The organism is Aliarcobacter butzleri (assembly GCF_900187115.1).
Classification (GTDB): Bacteria; Campylobacterota; Campylobacteria; order Campylobacterales; family Arcobacteraceae; genus Aliarcobacter; species Aliarcobacter butzleri.
Genome location: NZ_LT906455.1, coordinates 1,136,108 through 1,158,149 on the forward strand (window position 1 = coordinate 1,136,108; position 22,042 = coordinate 1,158,149).

The window sequence follows — 22,042 nt, forward strand, 5'->3', positions numbered from 1 at the left end:
TTAAAGGATAAAATATGGCATTTTCAAAAGAAGAAAAAGAAGAACTTTTAAAAGTAAAGTTTGTGGGTGAAACTGTTATAAAAAGATTTGAACAAATAGGAATTGACTCTTTAGAAAAGCTTTCAAATAGTAGTGTAGAAGAGATAACAGATATAGTTTCAGATATTTTAGGAAGTAGTTGCTGGAAAAACTCACCACAAGCTAAAAAAGCTGTTTCTAATGCTATTGAGTTTGCGAAAGAAAGAAGAATATGAATAGACATAATCTAAATAGAATAATAGATGATTATGAAAAAAAACTTCTCCTTTATTCTTCTAATAATTCAAAAGAATTAACTTCATTGAATGAAAATTATTATGAAGTGTTAGCAGATATTATAATAAATGAAAATAATTTGCCTTTTGAATATTTAATTAACAGATTAGAAAACTATTTTAAACATAACATAGATATAAAAGAACATAAACTTAATTTTAAACATAGTGATTATAGTTTATTAGGAAGTTATGTTTATAAAAAGTTATTTGATAAATTTAATATTAATGCATTTGGTAAATATATTGAAATAATTGAAGAAAATATTTCTTCAGAAATTTACAGTTGGTTAAGTATTGATTTTGACAACTCAATTATAAGAGACAATTTTTTAAATGCTTCTACTGAGTATATAATAACTAATCAAAATAGAGTATGGAAAGAAGATTTTGAAAATATAGATTATGAAAGATATAGTTGGCTTAAAAAAGTTGATAATATACCTACTTCTTTTAGAACAAATGAAGATTTATATTTTTGGTTAAAAGAAAATGATTATTATGAAAACTTAATGATGATAGGAAATCCTATTGTTAAAAATTTATTACATCAAATTATTAATTGGGAAACATATAATACTAATTTAGTTGAAGAAAATAGAATAATTAAACTTTTAAAAGAGTGTAAAAATGATTATATAACTATAGGTGAGATATTAACAGGTAATAATATTAAGTTAAATTGCTATTTACTTAAAAATAATGAATATTCTACTTTTGCTTTTTGCAATCTTTTTATGTTAGATAGATTAAATATTGATGAAAGTTATGCAAAACAATTTTTAGAACTTTTATCACAACAATTCTTGGATATTATTTTTAGTCATTTAAAGAATCTATTTTATCAAAATGATTTAGTAAACAAAATATATTATATATTGAATTTTATTTGTGATAAATATGTCAATTACTATTATAGAACTAATTCATATGGATTACTTTATACTTTTGAGTTATTTTTGAAGAAACTATTAGAAAGTGAAATAAAAACTTCAAATTATCAAAAAGAAGAGATTTTTTCAATTGTAATTAAAGATTTGATTGAAAAACAAATATTAGAACTTGAAGAAAAAGAAAGTTTTGATAAAAAGAATTATTTTTTATTATCGTACTACTTAAAAGGTATTGGTAGATTAATAAAAGTTAAAAATTTTGATGCTCTTAATTATCAAGAGAAAATAAGCAATAGTATTTTAGATAATTTGAAGAAGTCTTTGTCAAATATTACAAATGACAAAAGAGTATATATAGACTTTCCTTTTTTAGAAAATATAGACTTTTCATTGTTCTTTTTATCATCAAATAATAAAGATGATGTATGGTTAAAGATATTTGACTTAGAGTCGGTTATTAAAGGTCTTAATAGTACAAATGTTTACATTTTTAAACAACTATCAAAATTTTATCTTAAAATTTTATTTCAAATTTTTAAAAAAACACAAAATATAAAAGTTGAAAAATGTATTAATGAAATAATAATAAAACTTGGTTTTAAAGTGGATTTTTCAATAATAAAATTTGATGATAATTTTGAAATATTGAATGAATATTTAGAGCTTTTAAATTTATTTACTAAAGAACATTTTGAAGCGTTTGTAAATCAAATATGTGAATCTTATGAACTAAGTATCCTCCTTCAATTATTAAGTTCATCTATTTTAGAAGAGAGAAAAGAGTTTATCAAAAAGAAATTGAACAGAATGATACAAGAAGAAATTGATGCTGATAAATTAAGTTACAATGATTTGAAAATAGGAATATTATATGCTCTTGATAATAATTTTCTAATACTTGCTAATAAATTGGAAGAAATTTATAAAAAAAGATTTGAGTCAAGTGGTAGTAACAGTTTTATGAAAAAGTTTCAAAATGAGTTTAATGAAGTAGTTTGTAAAAAAGATTTACTTGAAATATTAGATAATAAAGATTTAAAAATAAAAGAAAAATTTGAAAAATTAAACAATTATAAAATACCAATAGATAATAAAACAGTTTTTCTAACAGAATCAAGATATTCTGAATGTGAGAATTTTAAAGAGTTTATAAGAGCTTTAATCTTTTTTGATAATAAAGAATATGATAAAGCATATAGAATATTAAAAGTTTTATGTGAGAAAGAATTAACATCAAATTACTTAATAAATATGGTTAACTCATATTTTAATTTATATAAAGAAGATGAAAACAAAGTAGTAAAGTTTGAATATATATTAAATATATTTGAAGAAAAACATAAATTATTTCAACCTTATATAAAATCAATATATGAATATCAAGTTTTAATTTATGGATATACAATAACTAAAAACATTAGTAAATTATCACAGTTAATAAAAGATATGCCAAAACAATATGATTTAGATTTTGATATTTTTAAATATAAGTATGAGTTTTTTAAAGAGAATAGTCAAGAGTTTATTGCAAAAAAATATTTAGGAGAATTTAAAAAGTTTTATGAAAATAATGTAAATATTTTAAAGAAAGTACAAGAATTAGAAGAAGAATTAAATTCTCATACTAGAATGGAAATGGAAAACAATTTTGACGTAAGAATAAGTTTTGATTCTTTAACTTTAAGTGAAAAAGAAGCTAAAAAATATTGGAATCAGATTAAAGATATGGATTTAGATAAACAATCTCAAATATTTTCTAATAAACTTGATAGTGAAGAATTTATTATTTATATTATGGAACAAATATCAAGTGAACTTTTGGAAAGAAAAGTAAATATTTTAAGAAATATAAAGAATAATATTACTATTGAAATAGAAAATATAATTAATGATTGGGTTTCTTCATTATTGAAGCAAAGAATGAATTTTTTAGATTGGAAAGTTTTAGCTGAATCAAGAGGTGGTGAAAACTTAAATGGTAATGTTGGAGAAAGAGATATTATCGTTTATAATAAAAATGGTGATAAATTATTTTTATTTGAAGCTTTTAGATTGTTTGGGTGTGATACCACGACTATTAAAACTCATATGAATAAATTAGATGGATACAATGCAGATGGTTCAAAACTGATGATTGTAATAATGGTTTATACTTACTATAACAATTTTGTTGAACTTTGTTCTTCTTATGAAAGTTATTTAAAAACTTTTAATTATAATGGTTTTAAAAAGATAGGAATTATTAAAGAACATTGTTTTGAAAATATTGAAACAACACCAACAAAAATTAAATTATTAAAAGAAGTAAGAATTCAGAATGAAAAAGAAGTAGCTATATATCACTATCTTTTAGATTTCTATTCTAAAAAGGAATAAAAAATTGAAAGCAATAACATTAAATTTAGCCGTTAAAGATATAAAAGAAACTATAAAGTATTACAAAGAAAACTTTGATTTTGAAGTACAAATGCTAGTTGATGAATCAAAAACTATTTTTGATACACAAATCAAAGAAGAGTTAAACTATGTTTGGGCGATGATACATAAAGATAATGTTTCTTTGATGCTTCAAAGCATTGAAAGTTTGAAAGAAGATGTAGGAGAATTTTTTCAAAATCTTGGCGCTTCTTTGACTATGTATATCGAAGTTGAAAATGTAGATGAGTTATATTTAAAAATAAAAGATAAAGTAACTATCTATAAAGAAATCGAAACTACTTGGTACGGGCAAAAAGAGTTTTATATAAAAGATATAAATGGTTATATTTTAGGATTTACAAGCAAAAATAGTTGAATTTATAGTTACATTATTCTTCAAAAAACTTTTTAATATCAACATCTAAAACTTTAGCAATTTTTGCAAGATGTTTGATATTGAAATGATGTTTGTTTTTTCTAATTTCTGCTCGACCAAGATACGCGCCACCGCTCATACCTATTTCTAAAGCTAACTGCATTTGAGTTAGACCTTTTTGTTCTCTATACTTTTTTACATTTAATGAAACAATATCCAAGATTTTCTCACCATAATTTTCCAATTCCAAATCATTCATTTTATATTTCCTAACGATATATATATTTAAGTTGTTGATAATATACTCTTTGATATGATTTATTCAACGATATATATATCTTATAAAAGGAAAAAATGAACTCTAAAATAAAATCAGAATATTTTCCAATTTTTGAAATATTAATTTCATCTAATAATTCAAAAAAATTAAGTGATATTTTAAAAATATTTCATAAGATAGTTGAAAAAAAGTATATAGATAAAGATATATTCAATTATTTTTTAAAAAGTGAGACTTTTAGAGAATATATGAATAAATATTTAAAATTAGAACAAATCGATATTGATGATATAGATGAATATATAATCAAGAATTAGTAAATTTTACTTTCGATAAAATATTCAAAAAATGAAAAATAAAGTAGAAAAATGAAAAATAAATTATATTTAATGTGTGGGAAAATGGCATCTGGAAAATCTACATTATCAAAAAAACTAGCAAAAGAAAATAATGCAATACTATTGAGTGAGGATGAAATACTAAAAAAACTTTATCCAAATGAGATAAAAACTATTGAAGATTATATAAAATATTCTTCAAGACTAAAAAATATGCTAAGAGAACATATAATCGAGCTTTTAAAAAAAGAAAATAGTGTTGTTTTAGATTTTCCTGCAAATACAATCAATCAAAGAGATTGGTTTAAAAAGATTATTGAAGAGGCAAATATAGAACATGAAATGTTTTATGTAAAAAGAAGTGATGAAATATGTAAAAATCAATTAAAAAAAAGAAATGAAAACTTATCTAAAGATGAGCCTTTGATTGATGAAGCTACATTTGATGCAATTACAAAATATTTTCAAGAACCAAATGATAATGAAGATTTTAATATAATCTATTGTTAGAAATAAAATTTAAAAGGAAAAGACGATGAATACTCTATTTTAATTCAAGGATAAAATCTAAAAATTACAATTATCCTTGATACTCAAACCGCAAAAATCAAGGAATTTTATGCAACATTTACAAATAAACAATCTTACATTTAAATATCAAGATACAGATATTTTTACAAATTTAAATCTCAGTTTTGAACCTTTTTCTTGGAATTGTATAGTTGGAAATAATGGTTCAGGAAAAACAACACTTTTAAAACTTATTGCAAAAAAAATCAAACCAGAAAGTGGAAACATAGTTGGAAATGATTTGGTCTATTATTGCGAACAAAATCTCGATAAAACTCCTGATGGTTTTGAAGAGTTTATATATACTTTCAATAGTAAAACTTTTAGATTAAAAGAGTTATTACATATCCAAGATGAGTGGTTTTATAGATGGGAAACTTTGAGTTTTGGGGAGAAAAAAAGAGTACAAATAGCAATCGCTTTATATCAAGAAATAGATGTTTTGCTACTTGATGAACCTACAAATCATTTGGATTATAAATCAAAAAATATTGTATTAGAAGCTTTGAAAAGTTTTAGAGGTATTGGTATTTTGGTTAGCCATGATAGAGAGCTTTTAAATACTTTATGTACAAATACAGTAATTATAAAAAATAAAAATGTTTATTTTTACAAAAGTAGTTATGACACAGCAATAAAAGAGTTAAATCAATATAGAAGTTTTTTACAAAAAGAGAATGAAAATATAAATAAAGAGCTAAAAAAACTTCAAAAAAATATTCAAACTCAAAAAGAGAAAGTATCACTTTCTAAAAGTAGATTATCAAAAAAAAGTATAGATAAAAGTGACAAAGATGCAAAAGAGAAAATAAATCTAGCAAAACTTACTGGAAAAGATAAAAATGATTCAAAATTAGTTTCAACTTTTTCTAAAAAATATGAAGAACAAATCTCAAAAAGAAATAACATAGATAAAGAGTTTGAAAAAGGTATAAAAATAGAAAACAATATCTCAAAAAAAGATTTATTCTCTTTTTATTTAGAAGAGGGAAGTTTGAAATTATCCCAAGAAAAATTTTTATATTATCCTAGTTTAACTATAAATTCAACCCATAAAATAGCAATTGTAGGAGATAATGGTGTAGGAAAAAGTAGTTTTTTAAAACATATCATTTCAAAAATAGATTTAAACAATAACTATTTATATCTTCCTCAAGAAATAGAAAAAAATCAAATCAAAAAATTATATGAAGAGATAGCTTCTTTTGATAATGATAAAAAAGGTTTACTTTATACTTTGGTAAGAAGATTGTCTTCAAATCCAAAAAATCTTTTGGAAAATATATTTGCAAGTCCAGGAGAAATTAGAAAACTTTTTATAGCTAAAGCTTTGTTGGAAAATATAAGTTTAATAATACTTGATGAACCTACAAATCATATGGATATTGATTCTATTGAAGCTCTTGAAAAAGCCTTAGTAGTTTATGATAAGGCTTTGATTGTTGTAAGTCACGATAAAACATTTATTAAAAATCTTAATTTAGAAGTTTGGAGTGTGTTAAAAGTAGATGATAAAAATTTTTTTATAACTAAGTAAATCAGATACAAAAAGATTTTATTATAAGATACAGTCCTAAAAATAAAATAATAAAGAGAAAAGATGAAAGTAAAATATTTAGAAAAATTTTATGTTGCAGGAATAACAATAAGAACAAATAATGCAACAGAATTAAATGAAGAAACAGCACAGATTCCAGAACTTTGGCAAAGATATATAGATGAAAGTATTGAAAGTAAAACTTTTAATAAATCAAACAGCTTCGCAATGTATGGAGTTTACAATAAATATGAAAAAGATGTAAATTCTGATTATGATTACACAATTGGAGTTGAAGTTACAAAACCTAAAAATGCTATAACAATAGAAAAAGATAAGTATTTGGTTTTTTCAAAAAAAGGTGAATTTCCAGATGTTGTAATAGATACTTGGTATGATGTTTGGGATTATTTTGCTAGTGAAAATTGTGAATATGAAAGAGCATATAACTTTGATTTTGAAAAATACGAAAATGAAGATGAAGTAGAAATTTACATTTCTATACTATAAATATCAATATTTTAAGCTTTGTATATTTCTGCTGGTAGTATAATTGTTTTGGAGGATTATTTTTAATTAAATATCTGTTAATTTACTTATATATGAGGGAGGTTTGGGTTTATAAAAAAATTATTTCATTAAAAAATTTAAAAAAAAGGGATAACAATAATGAAAAAAGTAATATTACCAAGTTTAATATTTTTAAGTTCAATATTATGTGCTAATGAACTTATGTACACAAGTTCTGTTAAAAATCTATATGAAAATATAGATAACAATACTGCTAAAGGAAGACTACTTCCAACTTCAGAGATAACTGTTTTAGAAAAAAAAGATGGGAAAATCAAAATTCAAGTTCAAGGTTACATGAAAGAAGATGTTTCAAATGCAATCTATTTTAATCAAAAGAATAGGATTTTAATAGCTGGTCTTACAAAAGAAAATAATTTTGAAATAAAAACTATCTCAACAAACAAAGATGAAGAGGGAAATGTTTGGAAAAAAGTAGAACTAACAGCTTTTACAAATGATGATAATTTAACAAAAGATATAAACTCTTTATATACTGAAGCAGAAAAAATCTATAAAGATAGTTGTAGTATGTGCCATCAAGCGCACCCAATAGATGAATATACAGCAAACCAATGGCCTAGTATAATAAAATCTATGTTAAGTAGAACAGCTATGACAAAAGAGCAAAATTATTTAGTTGTTCAATATTTGCAAAAACATGCTAAAGATATAAAAGGGGAAGAAAAATGAAAAAAATAGACACAAAAAGAAGAAATTTCTTAAAAGTTGCAGCACTATTTGCAACAGTTCCATTTATTGATGCAATTACAAGTAGAGGTCAACTATTAGCTGCAACAATTTCAAGTTTTTCTACAACTTTAATTGAAAATGGTGAAATCTTAACTGCCGCTCACTGGGGTATGCTAAAACTTACTATTAAAGATGGTAAAGTTATAAAATCTGAGCCTTATCAAAAAACATCTGATTATTTCAACTCTTTACAACACTATACTCAAGATTTAGTTTATGCAGAAGATAGAATAAAATATCCAATGGTTAGAAAATCTTATTTAGAAAATCCTGATAATCCAAAACCTAATTTAAGAGGTAAAGATGAATGGGTAAGAGTTCCTTATGAAAAAGCTATAAAACTAATAGCAAATGAACTTAAAAAAACAAGAGATGCAAGAGGTGCTCAAGGTATCTTTGCTGGAAGTTATGGCTGGAAAAGTAGTGGAAATATGCATAACTCAAGAATATTATTACATAGATTCATGAATTGCATAGGAGGATTTACAGGTACAGTTGGAGATTATTCAACAGGAGCTGCGCAAGTTATTATGCCTCATGTTTTAGGAACTATTGAAGTTTATGAACAACAAACTTCTTGGCCAATTGTTTTAGAACACTCAAAAGTTGTTGTTATTTGGGGTGCAAATCCAATGAGAACACTAAAAATATCTTGGACTTCATCTGACGAACATGGATTTAAATATCTTGAAGAGTTAAAAAAATCTGGTAAAAAGATTATTTGTATAGACCCAGCAAAAACTGAAACTTGTACATACTTAAATGCACAATGGATATCTTTAGTTCCTGGAACAGATGTTGCTATGTTGATGGGAATGGCATACCATTTACTACAATCAAATAAATACGATAAAGATTTTTTAGATAACTATACTGAAGGGTTTGACAAATTCAAAGATTACTTATATGGTAAAGAAGATAAAGTTGTAAAAGATGTAAAATGGGCATCAAAAATATGTGGAATTGATGAAAAAACTATCAAAGAATTAGCAAATTTAATGTATGAAAATAGAACTATGATTATGGCAGGTTGGGGAATCCAAAGAGCACAATATGGAGAACAACCTCACTGGATGCTTGTAACTTTTGCTTCTATTTTAGGACAAATTGGACTTCCTGGTGGTGGTTTTGGATTCTCTTATCACTATGCAAATGGAGGTGTTCCTACAACTAAAAATGCAACTATTGGTGGAATAACTTCAAATATAAATCCTGCAAAATATACAGGTGGAGCTTCATGGTTGGAAAAATCAGCAAAATTCTCTTTTCCAGTTGCAAGAATTGCTGATGCACTTTTAAATCCTGGTAAAAAAATAGCTTTTAATGGAAAAGAGATAACTTATCCAGATATTGATTTTATTTATTGGGTTGGAGGAAATCCATTTGCTCACCATCAAGACACAAATATTTTAATCAAAGCTTGGCAAAAACCAAGAACAATTGTTGTAAATGAACTATTTTGGACACCAACAGCTAGAATGGCAGATATTGTTATGCCAATAACTACAAGTTATGAAAGAAATGATATTACTATGACAGGAGATTACTCTAATCTAAATATTGTTCCTATGAAACAAGCTGTAACAAAACAAAATGAAGCAAGAGATGATTATGAAATCTTAAGTGATTTAGCAAAAGAGTTCGGTGTATTCAATGATTTTACACAAAATAAAACTGAAATGCAATGGATAGAAGAGTTTTATAATAAAGCTTATGAACAAGCAAAAAAAATGAATATTGAAATGCCAGAATTCAAAAAATTCTGGGATGATAATAAACCTGTAACTTTTGAAGCTCCTTATGAAAATACTCAATTTGTAAGATATGCAGATTTTAGAGAAGATCCTATTTTAAATCCACTTGGAACACCATCAGGAAAAATTGAGATTTATTCTAAAACTATTGAAAGTATGAATTATGATGATTGTAAAGCTCATCCAACTTGGTTTGAGCCTGATGAATGGTTAGGTATGAAAAATAAAACGGCACAATTTGCACTTATAACTTCACATCCTCAACATAGATTACACTCTCAGTTAAATAATACAAGCTTGAGAAAAGAGTATGCTGTTGCAAATAGAGAGCCAATTTTTATAAATACAAAAGATGCTAAAGCAAAAGGTATAAAAAATGGAGATATTGTAAGAGTTTACAATAAAAGAGGTCAGATTTTAGCAGGTGCTGTTGTAACTGATGATATAAAACAAGGTGTTGTAAGAGTAGAAGAGGGTGCTTGGTATGACCCAGAGGTTAGAGGAGAAATAGGTACATTATGTTTAAATGGAAATGTAAATGTTTTGACAAAAGATATGCCAACATCAAAATTGGCAAATGGAAATAGCCCAAATACAACTTTAGTAAATATTGAAAAATATACTAAAACAGCTTCTCAAATATCTATCTTTAAACAACCAAACTAAAATAAAACAATAAAGCTTTTAAGCTTTATTGTTTAAACCAATCTATCAAAATTTGAGTTAACTCTTCAGGTTGTTCTTCAGCTATATAGTGTCCACAGTTTTTTATAACTTTAGTTGTAACACTATTTGATATTTTTTCCATAGCTATTCCAACTTGTTCTTTTAGTGCAAATTCTCCACCAATAGCTAAAATTTTTATATCTAATTTTGAAGTTAAGATTCTATTTTGTTCTGAACTTTGCTCAAAATATCGATAATACTCAAAACCATTTTTCATCTTATTTTTATATGCTAAATAATAGTTTTGTATATCTTTTTCATTGATAGCATCTTTTATATATGATTTTTTATTAAAATACCAAGAAATATACTCTTTTTCTTTATCTTTAACTAAAAACTCTGGTATTTCATCTATTGAATGAAAGAAAAATTGCCAGATTTTATTTGCATTTGCTAAACAAAAAACTTCATCAGGTATAAGCCCAGGAATTCCTGCATCAAGAATGGTTAAACTTTTTAAAGTCTCTTTAAAATATATACAATAACTTGCAGCAACCCAACTTCCAATATCATGCCCAACTAGATGAAATTTTTCTATTTTCAAATTTTTTATAAACTTATTTAAAATTGTTGCTATATTTTTTGTATCATAAGTTTTTGTATCACTGCTATTTCCAAGTCCTGGTAAATCTAGTGTTATAACTTTAAAATTTTTTGATAAATTTGGAATGATTCTTCTCCACATATATGAAGTTTGAGGCCAACCATGAAGTAAAATTACAACTTCTCCAACACCTTCAATCGTATAAAAAATCTCTGTTTCATCTATGATTATATTTTTTTGCATATTTATCTCCCTAAATATTTGACTAAATAGTCAAGTAAAATATTAATATAATTTGACTTATCTGTCAAGCTTAAAAATGATACAATCTAAAATGGAAAAAAATACAAGAAATGATTTAATAAACTGTACATTTGATGAAATCTATACAAAAGGTTATCAAGGTGCTTCTTTAACAAATATTTTAAAAAATGCGAAAGTACATAAAGGTTCTATGTATCATTTTTTTGAAAATAAAAAAGATATGGCAATGATTTCAATAAAAGAGAAAATTCATGAAAGATTTTTAGAAAGATATGCTTCGATTTTAAACTTGAAAGAAAATCATTTAGAAGCTTTTATTGAAAGTATAAAAGATACTACAAAAAGGGATTTTAAAAAAGGTTGTCCAATAGCAAATGTTATTCAAGAGATGTCAAATATTGATGAAGATTTTAAAGTTTTGATGGAACATATATATCAAGAATTTAGACAAAATATAAAAGATATCTTAGATAAAGCTATTGAAAAAAAAGAGATGAAAGAGTGTGATACAACAAAACTTGCTTTATATATAGCTTCAACACTTGAAGGTGCTATTTTATCTGCAAAAGCAAGTGGGAATATTCAAGACTATCTTGATGTAATAGATATTTTATCTTCTTACTTACTAACTTTCAAAAAGAGTTTATAAAACTCTTTTTCATAAAAATATCAAGCCCTTTAAGATATAATCCCTCATGGAAAATTTAATAAAAAAACTAGACTTAAATGATTATATAGATAATTTTTCTAAGCTTTTTGCTAGAGATAAATCTATTATTTTAGAAGGTGATATAAATATTCACCATAAACTTATCAATGAACTATCAAAATTTGATTTTAAAGCGCCACCAAAAGTTGAAAATCTTGATTCAGCTTTAATGCATATTCAAAAACAAGGTACTTTAAAAATTTATGAAATATTTGAATTTATAAAAATTGTAGAGTATTTTAGATACCTAAAAAGATTTAATTTTGAAGGAAAATTACTTGAATGGATTGAAAAAATAGTTATTCCTTCTGATATTATAAAAATTGCTGATTATTTTGATGAAAAAGCAAATTTAAAAGATGGTGTTGATGAAGATTTTGACAATATAAAATATGCTATTTCAAAAAATAAAGAAAATATAAAACAAAGCCTTTATAAAATCGTAAATTCATCAAAAATTAGACCATATTTGGTTGATATGCAAGTCCATTTAGTAAATGGTGAAGAAGCTTTACTTGTTCGAGGTGGATTTAACCATGTACTTAGCGGAAGTGTAATTGATAGATCAAACTCTGGATTTTTTTATGTTGTGCCTCATAGCATTAGTGAATTAAAACAAAAAGAGAGTGATTTAAAAAATAAACAAGAAGAGATTTTGTTTAAACTTTGTAGAGAAATTTCTTCAATTTTTGAAAAAAACTTATTGTTTTTAAAATTCATAAATAAAGAGTTTGATAGATTTGATCACTATCAAGCAAGACTATTTTTTGCAAAAATAGGTGATAAAATTTTTGTATTACCTTCAAAAAATGAAGAAAATAGGCTTGTAGATTTTTGTCATCCAGCACTTCATAATCCAAAACCTATATCTATTGATTTTACAAAAAATGTAGTTATGATAACAGGAGTAAATGCTGGGGGAAAAACTATGATGTTAAAATCAATTTTAAGTGCAGTTTTCCTTTCAAAATATCTTTTACCTTATAAAGCTCATCAAAATACAGTTATTAGTAATTTTAAATTTATAAATGCAGTTTTAGATGACCCACAAAGTGTAAAAAATGATATTTCGACATTTGCTGGTCGTATGGTTGAATTTTCAAAACTTTTTGGTTCAAAAAATGCAATTGTTGGAGTTGATGAAATAGAACTAGGAACTGATTCAGATGAAGCTGCTAGTTTATTTAAAGTTATGATAGAAGATTTAATTCAAAGAGATATAAAAGTGATTATCACAACTCACCATAAAAGATTAGCTGCACTCATGGCTTCAAATGATAATGTAGAATTAATTGCTGCTCTTTATGATGAAGAGAATCAAAAGCCAACTTATGAATTTTTACAAGGAACAATAGGTCGGTCTTATGCTTTTGAAACTGCTTTAAGATATGGAATACCTTTAAATGTTGTAAAAAGAGCAAAAGAAGTTTATGGTGAAGATAAAGATAAATTAAATGAACTAATTGAAAGAAGTAGTTCTTTAGAAAGAGAATATAGACAAAAAATAGCAACTTTAGATGAAGAAATAGCAAATATGAAAAGAGTTACAAATAATCTAAAAGAGCAAAAAGAAAAACTTGATGAACATATATATTCAGAAAAATCAAAACTTCATAAAGAGTATAGTCAAGCAAGAGATGAAGCAAAAAAAGCCATTAAAGCAAAACTTGTACAAGAATCACATCAACATCTAAATATTTCGCACAAAATGGCAAAAGAGATAAAAGTTGAAAAAGTTCAAGAGGTTATAGAATTTAAAGTAGGTGATAGAGTAAAATATAGAAATACAAAAGGAGCTATTGTTTCTATAAAAGGAAGTAAAGCATTTATTGAAAATGATATGGGGATGAAAGTTCAAGTTAATTTAAGTGATTTAAGTAGAAGTGGAAATCCACCTCCAAAAATTCCAACAAAAAAAGCAACTGTCACTATTTCTAAACCTGAAACTGGAAGTATTAAACTTGATCTTCATGGTCAAAGAGCAGATGAAGCTATTGAAAATCTTGATAAGTTTTTAAGTGATGCGCTATTAGCTGGTTTTGAAGAAGTTTTAGTTTATCATGGAATTGGAACTGGAAAATTAGCATTTGCAGTAAAAGAATTTTTGAAAAAGCATCCAAGAGTAAAAGGTTTTGAAGATGCTCATCCAAGTAGTGGAGGCTTTGGAGCTAAAGTAATTAAACTCTAGTCTCCTCGTTTGCATCTTCTTCTATTTTTTTTGTACATAATATCTTTTTAATACGGTTATTTTGTAGTTCTAAGATTTTATAAGTGCACTCTTTATCTTCAACAATATCTCCAACTACTGGTAATCTTCCAATTAAATGGAATATTCTTCCTCCAATAGTTACAGACAGTTCTGTTTCATCGAATGTAATATTTAGTATCTCTTCAACTTTTTCTATATTAACCATTCCATCAAATTCATAAGTATTTTCATCTATTTTTTTAATAGTTTCTTGTTTAGGATCATGTTCATCAGTTGTTTCACCAATAATCTCTTCTAAAATATCATCCATTGTTAATAATCCAGAAGTTCCACCATATTCATCAATAACTAAAGCAATATGAATTCTACTTTTATTCATTCTTGTCAAAATCTTAGAAATAGAAGTATTTTCCGGAACCATGATAATTGGTCTTACAAATTTAGATATATCAATTTTTTTCCCATCTAAGGCATCATTTAATAAATCTCTAGTATGAATCATTCCTGTGATATTGTCTTTTCCGCCATGACAATATGGATATCTTGTAAATCTAGTAGAAATTATTCTTTCTAAATTTTCTTCAAAAGATTTTTCAGAGTTTATACAAATCATATCTTTTCTTGGTGTCATAATCTCTTTTGCTACAGTTTCAGAAAAATCAATAGCATTTTTTATAATTTCACTTTCAACAGAATCAATATATCCACCTTTAAAACTCTCATTAACAATTATTCTGATTTCTTCTTCTGAATGAGCTAATTCATGTGCAGTCGCAGGTTGAATACCCAATCTTCTAACAACAAATCCAGCAACAATATCAAAGAATCGAATAAATGGATAAAAAACTATCCAAAAAATATGTAAAGGTCTAGCAATATATAAAGACATTATTTCTGCTTTAGCAATAGCAACTGATTTTGGAACAATTTCTCCTAAAACTACGTGTAAAAATGTAATTAATGTAAAAGCAATTATAAAACTAACTGTGTGAAGTAAAACAGAATTATCACCAAAAAAATATGTAAAAGGTGGTTCTATAAGCTTAGCAAGAGCTGGTTCACCTATCCAACCTAAAGCAAGAGAAGAAAATGTAATTCCTAATTGAGTGGCACTCAAATATGTGTCAAGTGAGTTAGACATTTTAAGAGCTAATGAAGCGCCTGATTTTCCTTGTTTAACTAATTCTTCTAATCTACTTTTTCTAACTTTAACAATAGCAAACTCAGAAAGCACGAAAAAACCATTTAAAAACACCAAAAATATCGCTAAAAATAGCATAAGAATGGACTGTATATCGGGATCCAAAAATATTCCTTTTTAATAAACTTAAATTATTGACAATAATATCAAAGCATAAATATAAGCTATATAGACTTAATATTTGCTTTTTTTATATTATTTTAATATTGATAAAAAAGATTGTATTGCGCAATCCATTCTATTTTCTAAGTCATTAGCATCTAATTTCATATAATCTATTTGTATTTTGTAGACTAATTTTTTGTTGTATTTAAATTCAAATACCAAATATCCAGCATAGCTTTTTGCTTCATTATTCTTTTTTCCACTATCTTCTTTATCATTTTCATAAATATAATAATGAATAAAAAGTTTTTCATTTAAATTTTCTTGTTTTGAATTAGTAGATGTATATTTGTTAATAATATTTTTTAGTATTTCATCACTTTGTTTATTTGTTAAAATATCTATTAAATTACTTTTCATATATTTTGAATACTCAATATAAGAGTTTATTTCATAATTTTTATTTTCAAAAGCTGTTATAGCTTCTTTTATATCTGAGTCATAAAATATCTTTTCAAAAGTTGTAGTTTTAGTTTGGCACTCTAATCTTTTGTTTTTTACACTTTTGGTTATCTCAGAAAATACTCCATAAGAAATAAAAGCTAAAAAAATTATTATGAGTATAGGAAATATTTTTTTTGTCATTTTTTGTCCATAATTTAGTTTTATGGATAATATCAGTTTATAAATAATAAGTCAATATTATTTATAAACCATAAGATATTATAATATTATTGAAGTTGCTCAATTTTTAAATTAATCGAAGATATCGAAGTTTCTTCACTTTTTTCATCTAAAATAACTTGTTTTTTATTTATTGATTTTTCTTTTATTAAATACTCTTTTATATTTAAAATTCTCTCTTTTCCTATTTTTGAAGACTCTTTTTCTTTATTATATGAAGAGACTAATTTTATAGCTATATCTTCTCTTTTTTCTAAAATTAGAGCAATCTTGTCTAAAGTCTCTTTTTGAATAGGTGTTATTTCACTCTCTTTTATTTCAAATTTTACACTTTTTATTTCATCTTCACTAAAATTAAACATTGCTCCAAGAAGTGAAAATGGAGCTGTTACAGCTTTTGTTATTAAATTTACAAAAGCTTTCCATAATATTGTGCCAATAGAAAATTGTGGATCATCAACATTTCCTGAAACTGGAAGATTTATATCTATAATTCCATTTTTATCTTCAAGTAAAGATATAGCAATTCCTAAAGGTAAAGATATAGCTTCAGGACTTTGTACCTCTTTTCCTAACTCTATTTTTGTAATTACAATGTTGTTTTTTGCATTTAAGTTTGATTTTTCAATGTTGTAATTTAAATCAAGGTCAAGTTTTCCACTTTTTAACTCACGACCAATAAATTTTGCAGTATAAGGTGTGAAATTTTGCATTGCAATATTTTGGAATTTCATATTTATATCTGTTAAAATTTTTATATTTTTAGGATTTACAACACCAGTTATTTTAGCAACACCATAATTATCAACAACTCCATTTATTTCAAGATTTGTTTTTCCTAATTTTGTATTTTTTATCTCTGAAATTTTACCATTCAGTTTTGTAACTGTTGTTTTAAAAGGAATAGGCAAATTTTTATCTTCAAAATCAAGAACTGCATTTTTTATATTAACTGGCCCAATATTTAATTTTGTTTTATTGTTTTCTTTTTTATCTGTTTGTACTACTTCTATTGATTCAGTTTTATTCTCTTTTTCTAAACTTTTAGTTTCTGTTTTTGGTAAAACAACTGAAATATGTGGATTATTTAAATCTGTTTTTTCAACTTTTAAAATATTGTTTTTATTTGAGATATTTTTTATTTTTAAATCTATATTTTTTGTGTTAATTTTTAAATTATTAGCAGTATTTTCAAAAACTAGATTTGGTTTGCTAAGATTGATAGAATTTATGCCAAATATTTCACCTTTATTTGTAAATTTATTTACAGTTAAATCGAAATCTTTTGCATTTAGCCTTAATTTATTTGTAAAGTCTTCAAAAGTGATTATTGGTTTTGAAATTTTTGCAGATTCTAAACTAATAGCGTTATCTTTTGTAAATAAAAAGCTATTTAAACCTAAATTTAGATTTTGTGCATCAACATTTATTTTTAAATTTTTTTCATCAAAATTTAACTCTTTTGATTTAATAGTTGCATTTGAAAAAGCGACATTATCATCAATTTTTAGATTGTTTAAATCAATATTTATATTATTTGATTTTATTTCTAAATTGTTTGATTTATCTAAAAATTGAAAAGTTTTATTTGCAACATTAGCTTTTTCTAATTCAACTAAAGAATTAACTATTTTTAGATTTTGTGCATCTAAAAGAATTGATTTTGCTTCAATTGAGTTGTTGTTTATTTTATCTTCTAAATCGTAATCTATATTAGCTTTTATATCTGAAAAGTTTAAAATCCATGGTTTTGAATTACTATTTTCCTCTTTTTTTTCATTTGAGTTTGTTGAAGTTGTTACTAATGAAGCAAAATTAACTCCATTTTTATCTAAAATCATATTTGCTTTTAAACCATCAATAAATACACCATTAAAATTAATATTTTGGCTAACTAAATCAAAGTCAAATCTTTTTATATCAAGCTTTTTTAAACTTGCCATAGTTTTTTTATTTTGTTTCAAATTTATGTTGTTGATTTCTAGTAAATCAGTAGCTAAATATAAAGCCAGTTCATTTGTAGTATCGATATTGTAGTTTAATCCTAAATTAATATTTGCATCATTATTTAGTTCAAAATTAAAAAAGTTTTTATCAAAATCAATAAACTCTTTTATTCTCAAATCATTTATTGATATTTTTCCATATGCTTTAAATGGATTTATTTTAAATGCACTACTTATTTGTACATCTGTATGTTCGTTTATTCTAAAAGTTAAATTATTTGATGATAAAGAGTTTTTAAAAGTTCCTAAATCATATATTGTGTAGTTAATATCTTTTAAATAGATAGAAAAAGGTTGTTTATCTATATTGCTTACAAAATTTATGTCAGCATTTTTTAAATCTATTTTTGAAACTAAAAATTTTATATTATTTGAAGTTTGTTCATCTGTGTTGTCTTCAATTTGTTTTTCTTCATTTTCTGTGGGTTTTAATATATTTGCTAAATTTATACTTCCATCTTTTTCTTGGATGATATTTAAGAAAATTTCATCGAAAGTAATATTTTCTATACGAAAATGTTTTTGTTCAATAGATTTAAAAATACTCAAACTTATATTTAACTCTTTAAAAAAAACAATAATATTGTTATTTTCATCAACTAATTTGAAATCATGAACTTTTGCATTTAAAGTTATAGGATTGAATTTTACATCTTCAATAGAGGATTTTAGAGTTAGATTTTCATCAAGATTTTTAATTAACTCTTTTTTTAATAGATAAGGAACTAGTGTAAATCCAGAAATTATATAGATCACAAGTAGCGAAATTAGCGTATAAAATAGAATTTTTAAAGCTTTCATTAGTTACCCCTTCTATTAGTAAGTGAAAATATTATAACAAAATAAAGATTAGTTGGATAAAATTTAATTTAATAAAAAGGATATAAAATGAGCGTTATAGAACTATTTCAAAAATTATTAAAATTTAAATCAATAACTCCAAATGATGATGGTGCGTTTGATTTTATACAAGAATATTTAGGAAATGAATGGAATTGTATAAAAGTTGATATGGAAGGTGTAAAAAATAGATTTTATTATAAAAAATTTAACGATACAAAACAACATCTATGTTTTGCGGGTCATATAGATGTTGTTCCTGTTGGCAATGGTTGGGAAGTTGATCCTTTTGCCGCTGAAGTTATAGATGGAGTAATAACTGCACGAGGTGCTCAAGATATGAAAAGTGGAGATGCTGCTTTTTTATACGCTTGTAAAAATGCAAAAAACTTTGATGGAACATTGAGTATTTTGATGACTTCTGATGAAGAAGGTGAGGGAACTTACGGAACTATTAAAATGCTTGAACATTTAAAACAGATAAATATGATTCCAAATTATGCAGTTGTAGCAGAACCAACTTGTGAAGAAGTTTTTGGAGATGCCATAAAAGTTGGTCGAAGAGGAAGTATAAATGGATATATTACAATAAAAGGAAAACAAGGTCACGCTGCGTATCCAGAAAAGTGTATAAATCCTGTACATAATTTTGCACATATTTTACCCAAAATTGCAGGTATAAATCTTGACAATGGTGATGAATATTTTGCACCTTCAAAACTTGTAATAACTGATATTAGAGCAGGAATGGAAGTTACAAACGTAACACCAAATGAATTAAAAATTATGTTTAATGTAAGAAACTCGACAAATACAACAAAAGAAGATGTCGAGAATTTTATAAATCAAAATTTAAAAGGTTTAGATTATGATTTTAGAATAACACAAGGTTCTTTTCCTTTTGTTACAAATAAAACTTCAAAAGTAGTAATTGCTATGGAAAATTCTATTTATGACATTTTGAAAATCAAAACAAAACACTCAACAGCTGGTGGTACAAGTGATGCTAGATATTTTGGTGCTTTTGGTATTGAAGCAATAGAATTTGGTGTAATTAATGATACAATACATAGTATAAATGAAAAAACAACAGTCAAAGAAGTTGAAGGATTGACTGAGGTTTTTGAAAATTTGATTAAAAACTTCTAAATATATAAGAAATTATATTTTCTGTATATTTTTTATATAGTTTAGGTTCTTGATTGTTGAATAAAAACTGATACAATTTTTTTATCTTAATGAAGAAAAGGAGACAAGATGAAAAAGTGGGTTTTATTAACTTCACTAATGAGTTCTTTAGCTTTTGCTGAAGAGGTAACGGAGCCAGCTGTATTAAATACAGGAAATACTGCTTGGATGATGATGTCAACTGCATTGGTATTTTTAATGACACCAATTGGTTTAGCATTATTCTACTCTGGTATGACAAGAGTAAAAAATGTTTTAAATACATATTTAATGGTATTTGGTGCATTTACTATTTCGTTTATAGCATGGATTATAGCAGGTTTTTCAATCGGATTTGGAACAGTAGAGGGATCATTAAATGAATTCATTGGTGGATTTTCTCACATAATGTTAAGTGGTATTAGTTGGTCTGACCTTTCAGCTGAAACAGGACAAACATATCCAAAGTTTGTGTTCATTGTATTTCAAGGTACTTTTGCAGCTATTACAATAGCAATTGCAGCTGGTTCAGTTATTGAAAGAATGAAGTTTTCTACTTGGATGATTTTTGCATTTATTTGGACGATAGTTGTTTATGCTCCAATTGTACACATGGTTTGGGGTGGAGGATACCTATTTAATGAAGGTGCTTTAGACTTTGCTGGTGGAACAGTTGTTCATATGAATGGTGGTTTAGCTGGTTTAGTTCTTGCAATTTTACTTGGTAAAAGAAATGATTATCCAAAAACTGCGATGAAACCTGCAAGTATCATCTTAACGGCTGTTGGTGCAGGTTTATTATGGTTTGGATGGTATGGATTTAATGGTGGTTCAGCATTTGGTGCAAATGAAATAGCTGGTCTTGCTTACCTTACAACAACTATAGCAACGTCAATTGCAGCTATTACTTGGTTGATTATTGAAACAATTATATTTAAAAAAGCTACTCTTTTAGGTGCAGCTTCAGGTGCAATAGCAGGTTTAGTAGCTATTACTCCAGCAGCAGGATTTGTTGATGTTAGTGGTTCTTTAATAATAGGTATAGTTGGTTCTATTGTAGCATTCTTTGGAGTTGCTATGTTGAAGAAAAAACTTGGATATGATGATAGTTTAGATGCATTTGGTATTCACTTCCTTGCTGGTATGTGGGGAGCAGTTGCAACAGGAATCTTTGCTCTAAATGATAAAGATCTTTTATGGTCTGGTCCATTAAAAGATGCTGATGATAGATTAGCTCAAATTTTTGTTCAATTTGAATCAATAGCAGTTGTAGGTATCTATACATTAATCGGAACAATAGTTGTTTACTATATAGCTTCAATGTTAACAAAAGGTGCAAGAGTTACTGAAGAAGAAGAAAGACAAGGTCTTGATGAGTCGTTACACGGTGAACGTGGATTTAACCTATAATATTATAAAGGCTTAAGATATGAAAAAGATAGAAGTAATAATAAAACCTTTTAAACTAGAAGATGTTAAAGAGGCGTTAGTAAGTATTGATGTGTCAGGTATGACAATTAGCGATGTTAAAGGATATGGAAGACAACAAGGTCATAGTGAACTTTACAGAGGTGCTGAATATGTTGTTGATTTCTTACCAAAAATTAAGATTGAAGTTACAGTAAAAGATGATATGGTTGATAAAGTTATCAAAGTTATCTCTGAAGCTGCAAAAACAGGAAAAATTGGTGATGGAAAAATCTTTGTTCATGATATTTCTAAAGTTGTTAGAATTAGAACTGGTGAAACAAATGAGGATGCATTATAATATTTAAAGCTCAAGA

The 22,042-nt window shown here is 25.5% G+C and carries 19 protein-coding genes; 14 read left to right on the plus strand and 5 right to left on the minus strand.

Annotated features, from left to right (window positions below; translation table 11 throughout):
* Positions 1 to 14: 14 nt before the first annotated feature.
* From CKV87_RS05685 to CKV87_RS05695, 3 genes are read left to right on the plus strand one after another with little or no spacing between them, the layout of a single operon-like run.
* Entirely contained in the window at positions 15 to 254 is a 240-nt protein-coding gene (locus CKV87_RS05685) for a hypothetical protein (protein WP_012012835.1), read from the plus strand.
* On the plus strand, positions 251 to 3,583 hold the full coding sequence (locus CKV87_RS05690; RefSeq protein ID WP_012012836.1) for a hypothetical protein: 3,333 nt from the start codon (positions 251 to 253) through the stop codon (positions 3,581 to 3,583). Before CKV87_RS05685 ends, CKV87_RS05690 begins: the two co-directional genes overlap by 4 nt.
* A gap of 4 nt (positions 3,584 to 3,587) precedes the next feature.
* A complete protein-coding gene (locus CKV87_RS05695) occupies positions 3,588 to 4,001 on the plus strand; it encodes a VOC family protein (RefSeq protein WP_012012837.1) in 414 nt (137 codons plus the stop codon).
* Positions 4,002 to 4,014: 13 nt separating this feature from the next.
* Here the strand turns inward: CKV87_RS05695 and CKV87_RS05700 are convergent, their stop codons facing one another.
* Positions 4,015 to 4,260, minus strand: coding sequence for a helix-turn-helix domain-containing protein (locus CKV87_RS05700; protein ID WP_012012838.1), 246 nt, complete (start codon positions 4,258 to 4,260; stop codon positions 4,015 to 4,017).
* A gap of 95 nt (positions 4,261 to 4,355) precedes the next feature.
* Between CKV87_RS05700 and CKV87_RS05705 the strand changes: the two genes are divergently transcribed.
* From CKV87_RS05705 to torA, 6 genes are all read left to right on the plus strand, one after another.
* A complete protein-coding gene (locus CKV87_RS05705) occupies positions 4,356 to 4,598 on the plus strand; it encodes a hypothetical protein (protein ID WP_012012839.1) in 243 nt (80 codons plus the stop codon).
* Between the two features lie 51 nt (positions 4,599 to 4,649).
* Positions 4,650 to 5,129: an AAA family ATPase gene (locus CKV87_RS05710; RefSeq protein WP_012012840.1), complete on the plus strand. Its 480-nt coding sequence runs from the start codon at positions 4,650 to 4,652 to the stop codon at positions 5,127 to 5,129.
* A gap of 109 nt (positions 5,130 to 5,238) precedes the next feature.
* Positions 5,239 to 6,726 carry an ATP-binding cassette domain-containing protein gene (locus CKV87_RS05715; RefSeq protein ID WP_012012841.1) on the plus strand — a complete coding sequence of 496 codons (1,488 nt, stop codon included), beginning with the start codon at positions 5,239 to 5,241 and terminating at the stop codon, positions 6,724 to 6,726.
* A 63-nt stretch (positions 6,727 to 6,789) separates the two neighbouring features.
* Entirely contained in the window at positions 6,790 to 7,236 is a 447-nt protein-coding gene (locus CKV87_RS05720; protein ID WP_012012842.1) for a GyrI-like domain-containing protein, read from the plus strand.
* 159 nt (positions 7,237 to 7,395) lie between these two features.
* The gene (locus tag CKV87_RS05725; protein ID WP_004509328.1) at positions 7,396 to 7,989 is read left to right on the plus strand and encodes a hypothetical protein; all 594 of its coding nucleotides are present in this window, start codon (positions 7,396 to 7,398) and stop codon (positions 7,987 to 7,989) included.
* On the plus strand, positions 7,986 to 10,469 hold the full coding sequence (gene torA, locus CKV87_RS05730; RefSeq protein ID WP_012012843.1) for a trimethylamine-N-oxide reductase TorA: 2,484 nt from the start codon (positions 7,986 to 7,988) through the stop codon (positions 10,467 to 10,469). The genes CKV87_RS05725 and torA overlap by 4 nt, the downstream gene beginning before the upstream one ends.
* Positions 10,470 to 10,494: 25 nt before the next feature.
* Here the strand turns inward: torA and CKV87_RS05735 are convergent, their stop codons facing one another.
* Complete coding sequence (locus CKV87_RS05735; RefSeq protein WP_012012844.1) at positions 10,495 to 11,316, minus strand: alpha/beta fold hydrolase; 822 nt, start codon at positions 11,314 to 11,316, stop codon at positions 10,495 to 10,497.
* Between the two features lie 76 nt (positions 11,317 to 11,392).
* Here CKV87_RS05735 and CKV87_RS05740 point away from each other — a divergent pair, with 76 nt between their 5' ends.
* Both CKV87_RS05740 and CKV87_RS05745 read left to right on the plus strand, forming a co-directional pair.
* Positions 11,393 to 11,986 carry a TetR/AcrR family transcriptional regulator gene (locus CKV87_RS05740; RefSeq protein ID WP_012012845.1) on the plus strand — a complete coding sequence of 198 codons (594 nt, stop codon included), beginning with the start codon at positions 11,393 to 11,395 and terminating at the stop codon, positions 11,984 to 11,986.
* 46 nt (positions 11,987 to 12,032) lie between these two features.
* Positions 12,033 to 14,234: an endonuclease MutS2 gene (locus CKV87_RS05745; protein WP_012012846.1), complete on the plus strand. Its 2,202-nt coding sequence runs from the start codon at positions 12,033 to 12,035 to the stop codon at positions 14,232 to 14,234.
* Here CKV87_RS05745 and CKV87_RS05750 read toward each other — a convergent pair.
* The 3 genes from CKV87_RS05750 to CKV87_RS05760 form a co-directional block, all read right to left on the minus strand.
* Positions 14,224 to 15,534: a hemolysin family protein gene (locus CKV87_RS05750; RefSeq protein WP_041644933.1), complete on the minus strand. Its 1,311-nt coding sequence runs from the start codon at positions 15,532 to 15,534 to the stop codon at positions 14,224 to 14,226. The genes CKV87_RS05745 and CKV87_RS05750 overlap by 11 nt on opposite strands.
* Positions 15,535 to 15,651: 117 nt before the next feature.
* Positions 15,652 to 16,206, minus strand: coding sequence for a hypothetical protein (locus CKV87_RS05755; RefSeq protein ID WP_012012848.1), 555 nt, complete (start codon positions 16,204 to 16,206; stop codon positions 15,652 to 15,654).
* 86 nt (positions 16,207 to 16,292) lie between these two features.
* Positions 16,293 to 19,052: a DUF748 domain-containing protein gene (locus tag CKV87_RS05760; protein WP_012012849.1), complete on the minus strand. Its 2,760-nt coding sequence runs from the start codon at positions 19,050 to 19,052 to the stop codon at positions 16,293 to 16,295.
* 87 nt (positions 19,053 to 19,139) lie between these two features.
* Between CKV87_RS05760 and dapE the strand changes: the two genes are divergently transcribed.
* From dapE to CKV87_RS05775, 3 genes are all read left to right on the plus strand, one after another.
* Complete coding sequence (gene dapE, locus CKV87_RS05765) at positions 19,140 to 20,240, plus strand: succinyl-diaminopimelate desuccinylase (RefSeq protein WP_012012850.1); 1,101 nt, start codon at positions 19,140 to 19,142, stop codon at positions 20,238 to 20,240.
* A 108-nt stretch (positions 20,241 to 20,348) separates the two neighbouring features.
* A complete protein-coding gene (locus CKV87_RS05770; protein ID WP_012012851.1) occupies positions 20,349 to 21,668 on the plus strand; it encodes an ammonium transporter in 1,320 nt (439 codons plus the stop codon).
* 19 nt (positions 21,669 to 21,687) lie between these two features.
* On the plus strand, positions 21,688 to 22,026 hold the full coding sequence (locus CKV87_RS05775) for a P-II family nitrogen regulator (RefSeq protein WP_012012852.1): 339 nt from the start codon (positions 21,688 to 21,690) through the stop codon (positions 22,024 to 22,026).
* The last annotated feature ends 16 nt before the right edge of the window (positions 22,027 to 22,042 follow it).